At 72.7% G+C, this 6,843-nt stretch carries 6 protein-coding genes; 1 reads left to right on the top strand and 5 read right to left on the bottom strand.

All coding sequences use genetic code 11. The annotated features are described in order from the left end of the window. Positions 1–59 precede the first annotated feature (59 nt). From NGF19_RS28930 to NGF19_RS28910, 5 genes are read right to left on the bottom strand one after another with little or no spacing between them, the layout of a single operon-like run. A complete protein-coding gene (locus tag NGF19_RS28930; protein WP_252428648.1) occupies positions 60–1,367 on the bottom strand; it encodes a DUF58 domain-containing protein in 1,308 nt (435 codons plus the stop codon). Continuing rightward, entirely contained in the window at positions 1,367–2,356 is a 990-nt protein-coding gene (locus NGF19_RS28925; RefSeq protein WP_252428646.1) for an AAA family ATPase, read from the bottom strand. Before NGF19_RS28925 ends, NGF19_RS28930 begins: the two co-directional genes overlap by 1 nt. After that, a complete protein-coding gene (locus NGF19_RS28920; protein WP_252428645.1) occupies positions 2,356–3,543 on the bottom strand; it encodes a DUF4350 domain-containing protein in 1,188 nt (395 codons plus the stop codon). Before NGF19_RS28920 ends, NGF19_RS28925 begins: the two co-directional genes overlap by 1 nt. Continuing rightward, positions 3,540–4,262, bottom strand: a complete 723-nt coding sequence (locus NGF19_RS28915) for a DUF4129 domain-containing protein (RefSeq protein ID WP_252428643.1) — start codon at positions 4,260–4,262, stop codon at positions 3,540–3,542. Before NGF19_RS28915 ends, NGF19_RS28920 begins: the two co-directional genes overlap by 4 nt. 4 nt (positions 4,263–4,266) lie before the next feature. Next, positions 4,267–5,565 carry a glycerophosphoryl diester phosphodiesterase membrane domain-containing protein gene (locus NGF19_RS28910; RefSeq protein WP_252428641.1) on the bottom strand — a complete coding sequence of 433 codons (1,299 nt, stop codon included), beginning with the start codon at positions 5,563–5,565 and terminating at the stop codon, positions 4,267–4,269. A 141-nt stretch (positions 5,566–5,706) separates the two neighbouring features. Here NGF19_RS28910 and mtnA point away from each other — a divergent pair, with 141 nt between their 5' ends. Beyond that, positions 5,707–6,843, top strand: a complete 1,137-nt coding sequence (gene mtnA, locus NGF19_RS28905) for an S-methyl-5-thioribose-1-phosphate isomerase (RefSeq protein WP_252428639.1) — start codon at positions 5,707–5,709, stop codon at positions 6,841–6,843.

The raw sequence follows: 6,843 nt of genomic DNA, 5'->3' as shown, positions 1-6,843 counted from the left end.
GTATTTCCTTGGGAGGACACGCCGGGGAAATACCCCGCCTCCCGAACTCGAGGTCTCTCTCAGAGACGACCTGCGGCCTTCAGTGACAGATATGCGTCCGCCAGTGCCGACGGCAGGTCTTCCGGTGTCGCGTCCACGACCGTCACGCCACGACGGCGTAGTTGCTCGGCCGTGCGGGCGCGTTCCGTCTGGGCTGTGGCCGCCGCCGCTGCCTCGTACACCGCTTCTGTGCTGCCACGTGCGGTGGCCATGCGGGCGATGTGCGGGTCCGCCACCGACGCCAGCAGCACCGTATGGCGCTGGGTCAGGCGGGGCAGCACCGGGAGAAGTCCCTCTTCGAGCGGGGCCGCGTCCAGGGTGGTGAACAGGACGATCAAGGAGCGGCGTGGGGCAGTGCGGAGTGCGGCGGCCGTCAGGCCTCGTGCGTCCGACTCGAGGAGTTCTGGTTCCAGGGTCGCCATCGCGTCGACCAGCGAGGGAAGGACTTCGCGGGTGGCGCGGTTCTGGACCAGGGCGCGGACCCGGCGATCGTAGGCGAGCAGGTCCACGCGGTCGCCGGCGCGGGAGGCCAGGGCGGCCAGCAGGAGTGCCGCGTCCATGGCGGCGTCCAGGCGTGGGGCATCGCCCACCCGTCCTGCGGAGGTCCGGCCCGTGTCCAGGACCAGGAGAATGTGGCGGTCGCGTTCGGGACGCCAGGTATGTACCGCGACCGAGGACCGGCGTGCCGTCGCCCGCCAGTCGATGTTCCGGGTGTCGTCCCCCGGGACGTACTCGCGCAGGCTGTCGAACTCCGTTCCCTCACCGCGGCTCAACACACTGGTGCGGCCGTCCAGTTCACGTAGGCGGGCCAGCTTGGAGGGGAGGTGCTTGCGGCTCGTGAAGGGAGGCAGGAGGCGCACCGTCCAGGGGACGGTGTGGGTGCCCTGGCGGGAGAAGAGGCCGAGGGGCCCGTACGAACGGATCGTGACGCGGTCCGCGTGGCGATCGCCTCGGCGGGTGGGACACAGCCGTGTGGTGACGCGGCGGCGTTCGCCCGGAGGGACCGTCAGCGTGTGGCGCGACGCGGTCACTTCGGTGCCGGGCTGCCAACTGCTGGGCGGCCAGGCGTCCCGGAGACGGGCGCGCAGGGGGCGGCCGGAAGGGTTGGTGACGGTGAGCGTCACCTCGGCCGATTCGCTGAGGCGTACCGATGTGTCGCCGGATCGGGTCAGGCCCAGGCGGCGTACGGGTGCGGCCAGCGCGAAGTCGCAGGCGCAGGCGAGGGCGAGCGGGCCGTTGACGGCGAGGATGCCCGTCCAGCCGGGCCAGATGCCGACCGGGAAGGCGCCGAGTGCCGCCAGCAGGGCGGCGCGTCCGGTGAGCGCCATCAGCGGGGGACCGGGACGTGGGCGAGGATCGCGGTGATGACCGAGTCCGCGGTCACGCCCTCCATCTCCGCCTCGGGTCGGAGCTGCACGCGGTGGCGGAGGGTCGGGAGGGCCAGCGCCTTCACGTCGTCCGGGATGACGTAGTCCCGGCCTGTCAGCCAGGCCCAGGCGCGGGAGGTGGCGAGGAGGGCCGTCGCGCCGCGGGGTGAGACACCGAGGGCCAGGGACGGGGATTCGCGGGTCGCGCGGCAGATGTCCACGACGTAGGCCGTGATGTCGGGGGAGACGGTTGTCTTCGCGACGGCGGCGCGGGCGTTCTGCAGGTCGGCCGCGTTCGCCACGGGGCGTACGCCGGCGGCGCGCAGGTCGCGCGGGTCGAAGCCCTCGGCATGGCGGGTGAGGACGTCGATCTCGTCCTGGCGGGAGGGGAGAGGGATCGTCAGTTTGAGCAGGAAGCGGTCGAGTTGGGCTTCGGGGAGGGGATAGGTGCCCTCGTACTCGACCGGGTTCTGTGTCGCGGCCACGAGGAACGGCTCGGGGAGCGGGTGCGGGGTGCCGTCGACCGTTACCTGGCGTTCCTCCATGGCCTCCAGGAGGGACGACTGGGTCTTGGGCGGGGTGCGGTTGATTTCGTCCGCGAGGAGGAGGTTGGTGAAGACCGGGCCGGGCTGGAAGGAGAACGCGGCGGTCCGGGCGTCGTAGACGAGGGAGCCCGTGACGTCGCTGGGCATCAGGTCCGGCGTGAACTGGACGCGCTTCGTGCCGAGATCGAGCGCCGACGCAAGTGCGCGGACGAGCAACGTTTTGGCGACCCCGGGGACTCCTTCAAGAAGAACGTGTCCGCGGCACAGGAGAGCGACGACGAGTCCGGTCACGGCGGGGTCCTGGCCGACCACGGCTTTGGCGATCTCGGCGCGCAGGGCCTCGAGCGAGGCGCGGGCGGTGTCCGGGTCCCCGGTGTACCCGGCGTTGTCAGTGGTCGGGTCCATCATGGACGGCGTACCTCTCTTTCGAGGGCGTCGAGTTGGTCGGCGAGGGTGATCAGGGCCGCGTCGTCGCGGGGCGGCGGGCCGAAGAGGAGCGAGTGCAGGGACTGGCCGTCGCCGTGGAGGCGGGCGGACAGCGCGGGGAGCAGGGCCTCGGAGGCGTGCGCCTGGGCGACCGGGATGCCGACGAGGGGTGCGAGGCGAGTACGGGTGGAGGAGCGCAGGGCGTCGGCCGCGCGGTCGCGGGCGTCGGCCTTGCGATAGAGGCGGGCGCGGCCTTCGGCGGTTTCGGAGGCGCGGATCGCCACGGGGAGTCTTTCGGATACCAGGGGGCCGAGTCGGCGCCCCCGCCACAGGGCGGCCAGGGCCGCCGCGATGAAGAGTTGCAGCGTGCCCCAGAGCCAGCCCGAGGGGAGCAGGTCGAGAAAGTTCCGCCGGTCCTGGCCGGTGGCCGGGGTGTCGGAGAGCGAGGGGAGGTACCAGACCAAGTGGGTGCGGGAACCGAGCAGTTGGAGGGCGAGCGAGGCGTTGCCCTGCTCGTCGAGACGGTCGTTGTACAGGATGTCGGGGGCGCCGAGCAGGACGGTGTCGCCCCCGGAGGCGTTCGGGAGGCGTACCAGGGTGGGTCGGCCCTCGCTCGGGTAGCACCTGTCGGCCCCGGGGACCTCGGTGTGGTAGCGGACGCCTCCGGTGCCGGCGGTGCCCGCTCGCCGTGCGGCGAGCAACTCGCAGCCGGGGGTGAGCAGCGGATCGAAGCTGGTGACGGGGTCTGCCGAGACCCCAGAGGCCAGGGTGTCGACGGAGTTCTTGGGGGCGATCAGGATCGTCCGGCCGCCGGAGTCCTGTGTCGCCTCGCGCAGCAGCGTCTGCTGGTGGGGTGTCAGCAGGTCGGGTACGGCGATCAGGAGGGTGCTGTCGGGGCCGACGGCGGCACGGGCCTGGTCGAGGGTGGTGACCACGCGTGTGGACACGCCCCGGTCGGCGAGGAGGGCGGTGACGGCGCGGCTGCCGTAGGGGTCGGCGGAGCGAGGGTCGAGCCGGCCGTGCCGGGTGCCGGACTGGAGCAGGGCGATCGCGAGCGCGCCGGTCAGCAGGAGTGCGACGGCGATCAGCACACCGCGCGTCCGGGTCCATATCTGGCGGGCGGTGGGCGAGGCCGAGGTGGGCGGAAGCGTGGCCTCTGCGGTCATCCGGCGGCTCCCTGGCGGGCGGCGCGGGCCGTGCTGTGGGTGCTGTCGGTGCGGTGGGGCCTGCTGTGTTCCAGGTCGTCGTCGAGGGCGGCGAGCCGACGGTACGTCTCTTCGTCGGCGGATCGGCCGCCGTATGCGACGGCGTCGAAGTCGCGGGCGGCGGCGCGCAGCCGGTCCGTGTGGGCCGGGAGGGAGCGGCCCGCCTCGGCTGCGGCCTCGTCGGCGGTGCGGCCGGGGCGCAGATCGAGGAGGGCACGTTCCTCCAGGGAGCGGACGACGGCGCGCATGCGTTCCTGGACGGCCCGGTTCCAGTGGCCCTGGGCGGCGTGCGCCTCGGCGGCGGCCCGGTGTTCGGCCGCGCTGCGGGGGCGGTTGTCGAAGAGTGGCGCGGGCGTCGACGAGGTGGGCGTGCGGCGCGGGGGGCCCAGCCGCCACCACAGGGCCGCGGCGATCGCCAGGATCACCAGCGCGACGACGAAGAGGCCGACCGGGCCGCCGGGCGTCACGGTCGAAGCCGAGCCGAAGAGCCGGGCGACCCGGTCCCAGAGGGCGTCGAGGGCACGTTCCAGCAGGCCGGGGTCGTGCTCGTGGTACATCCCCTTGGACAGTTCGTCCCGGGCCGCCTCGCGCGCCGGGTCGCGCGGGACGGTCACCGGTGGTGTGTCGCCCGAGTGCGACAGCACCAGTGCGACGCTCAGCGCTCCCCCCGCCGCGCTCACCGCATCAGCTCCCCGGGGTGGGGGCGTGCGAGCCGTGAGCTTCGACCCTGGCGGCGCGGGCCAGGTCGAGGTCGAGGCCCTCACGTCGGATGCGCTGGTCGATGTAGAGCAGCACGATCACTCCCGCGGTGATCGGGAAGGTGAGCATGCGGCTGATCACCGAGCCGACCCCGGTGACGAGGAGGAACGTCCAGCCGAGGCGGCTGGTGTCGCCTGTGAGGAGGCCGCTCATGCCGTGCTGACTGAGCGATCCGGCGAGGAGAGTGAAGGGGATCATGATGATCATCACGAGGATGAGCGCGATCAACTGAGTCAGCAACTGGATGCCGAAGATCCGCCACCACGAGCCGTGCACCAGCTTCACGGAGCGGCTCAGCGACTTGCGGATGCCTTGCTTCTCCAGCATCAGCGCGGGCGAGGCGAGCGAGAAACGGATCATGATCCACACGGAGACGATCGCACCGGCGAGGACGCCGAGGTCCCTGAGTGCGTCCCCTGCGGTGCTTGCGCCCGTGAGGGTGATGACGATGCCGGGGAGGGCTCCCGCGAAGACGATCGCGAAGGCTGTGAGCGGCAGCAGAAGTGTCAGCCCGAGCAGTCGTGCGAGCTGTGGGCGGGCGTCGCGCCAGGCGTCCGCGGTGGTCGCGGGCTTGCCGAGCACGGCGCGGCTGGTGACGGTCGTGAGCAGGGCAGTCGCGATGATGGTGCCGAGCAGTGTGACCAGGAGGAGGGCGCCGGAGCTGAGCAGACTGACGCCCGCGGCGTGGCTCAGCTCGGAGGGGGAGGCGTGGGGGTCGCGGAGGGTGTCGGCGGCGGAGCTGTTGTCGAGGACGAACCTCTGCAGCAGGATGACGAAGAGTTCTGTGACGACTGCGACGGGCAGCACGATGCCGAGGACCGTGCGCCAGTAGGTGCGCAGGGTGGAGACGGCGCCGTCGAGTATCTCGCCGACGCCGAGCGGGCGCAGCGGGATCACGCCGGGCTTGGCCGCGAGCGGCGGTCCCCAACCCCAGCCGCCGTAGCCGTGGGGACCGGGAGGCGGGCCACCCCAGCCGCCGGGGCCGGCGGGGGGACGGCCCCAGTTGGAGCCGGGCGGTGGCGGGACCTGGCCGGGGCCCTGAGGGCGGGGAGCGCTCCACTGCCCTGGCGGCGGCTGCTCCTGGGACCAGGTCGAAGGCTGCTGCGGCTGATCCGCACCGCCTCGGTCCGAGGGCTGCTCCGGAGGCTGCGCACCGGAGGAGTCCGGCTGCGGGCCGTCCGATGGGGCAGATCCGGGCGAGGCCCAGCCCGGAGTGTCGTTCATTGTCGCTCCTTCACGGTGCCTGTCCGCGGGTGCGGCGGCGAGTTGGCAGCCATCGTGCCACGCGGGGCCCGCAAGGGGACCGGGGGTGGTGCGGCCCGCAGGGCCTGCCATGGTCCGCCGGGTACGGGGCAGACTGACGGCATGGCTGATCAGTGCGCGCAATCCGGCAAGGACAACCGGTCGCCGATTCCCGTCATCCGCTGGGAGGAGCCGCCCGAAGGACCCGTAGTGGTTCTCCTGGACCAGCGGAGGCTGCCTGCCGAGGAGGCCGAGTTGGTGTGCGCGGATGTGCCCGCGCTGGTGGACGCGATCCGGACGCTCGCCGTGCGGGGGGCGCCGTTGCTCGGGATCGCCGGGGCGTACGGGGTCGCGCTGGCCGCCGCGCGGGGCGTCGATGTGGGCGCTGCCGCCGCCGAGTTGGCGGGTGCCCGGCCTACCGCGGTGAACCTCGCGGTGGGCGTGCGCAGGGCCTTGGCTCCGTACCGGGCCGCGCTCGCCGGTGGTGGTGACCGGCGGCAGGCCGCCGAGGCGGCGCTCGGTGCCGCTCGGGCGCTGCACCGGGAGGATGCGGAGGCCAGTGCGCGGATGGCGCGGCACGGTCTCGCCCTGCTGGACGACCTCTTGCCCGGCGGCGCCCATAGGGTGCTGACGCACTGCAACACCGGGGCGCTGGTGTCCGGCGGGGAGGGCACGGCGTTCGCGGTGGCCCTGGAGGCGCACCGGGCGGGGCGGTTGAGCAGGCTGTGGGTGGACGAGACGCGTCCGTTGCTCCAGGGCGCGCGTCTGACGGCGTACGAGGCGGCCCGCAACGGGATGCCGTACACGGTGCTCACGGACAACGCGGCTGGTTCGTTGTTCGCGGCCGGGGAGGTGGACGCGGTGCTGATCGGGGCGGACCGGATCGCGGCCGACGGTTCGGTGGCGAACAAGGTGGGGAGCTATCCCCTCGCCGTGCTGGCCAGGTACCACCGGGTGCCGTTCCTCGTCGTGGCGCCGGTGACGACGGTGGACGCGACGACGCCGGACGGAGCGTCGATCGAGGTCGAGCAGCGGGCCGGACACGAGGTGACCGAGGTCGCCGTGCCGTGGACGGCGGGAGCGGAAGGGGGAGGCGGGATACCGGTGACACCCCGTGGGACCCGGGCGTACAACCCGGCGTTCGATGTGACGCCGCCGGAGCTGGTGACGGCGATCGTCACCGAGGAGGGTGTCGTGTCGCCCGTGACCACAGGGGCTCTCGCCGTGCTGTGTGACAGGTCACGCCAGGTAACGATTTAG

The organism is Streptomyces macrolidinus, from assembly GCF_023887685.1.
Taxonomy (GTDB): domain Bacteria; phylum Actinomycetota; class Actinomycetes; order Streptomycetales; family Streptomycetaceae; genus Streptomyces; species Streptomyces macrolidinus.
This window is presented reverse-complemented; position numbering and strand designations above follow the sequence as displayed.

What these genes read in the sequence shown, in the direction of transcription:
- NGF19_RS28930 (WP_252428648.1), bottom strand. Translation starts at nt 1,367, where the DNA reads ATGGCGCTCACCGGACGCGCCGCCCTGCTGGCGGCACTCGGCGCCTTC.
- NGF19_RS28925 (WP_252428646.1), bottom strand. Translation starts at nt 2,356, where the DNA reads ATGGACCCGACCACTGACAACGCCGGGTACACCGGGGACCCGGACACC.
- NGF19_RS28920 (WP_252428645.1), bottom strand. Translation starts at nt 3,543, where the DNA reads ATGACCGCAGAGGCCACGCTTCCGCCCACCTCGGCCTCGCCCACCGCC.
- NGF19_RS28910 (WP_252428641.1), bottom strand. Translation starts at nt 5,565, where the DNA reads ATGAACGACACTCCGGGCTGGGCCTCGCCCGGATCTGCCCCATCGGAC.
- mtnA (WP_252428639.1), top strand. Translation starts at nt 5,707, where the DNA reads ATGGCTGATCAGTGCGCGCAATCCGGCAAGGACAACCGGTCGCCGATT.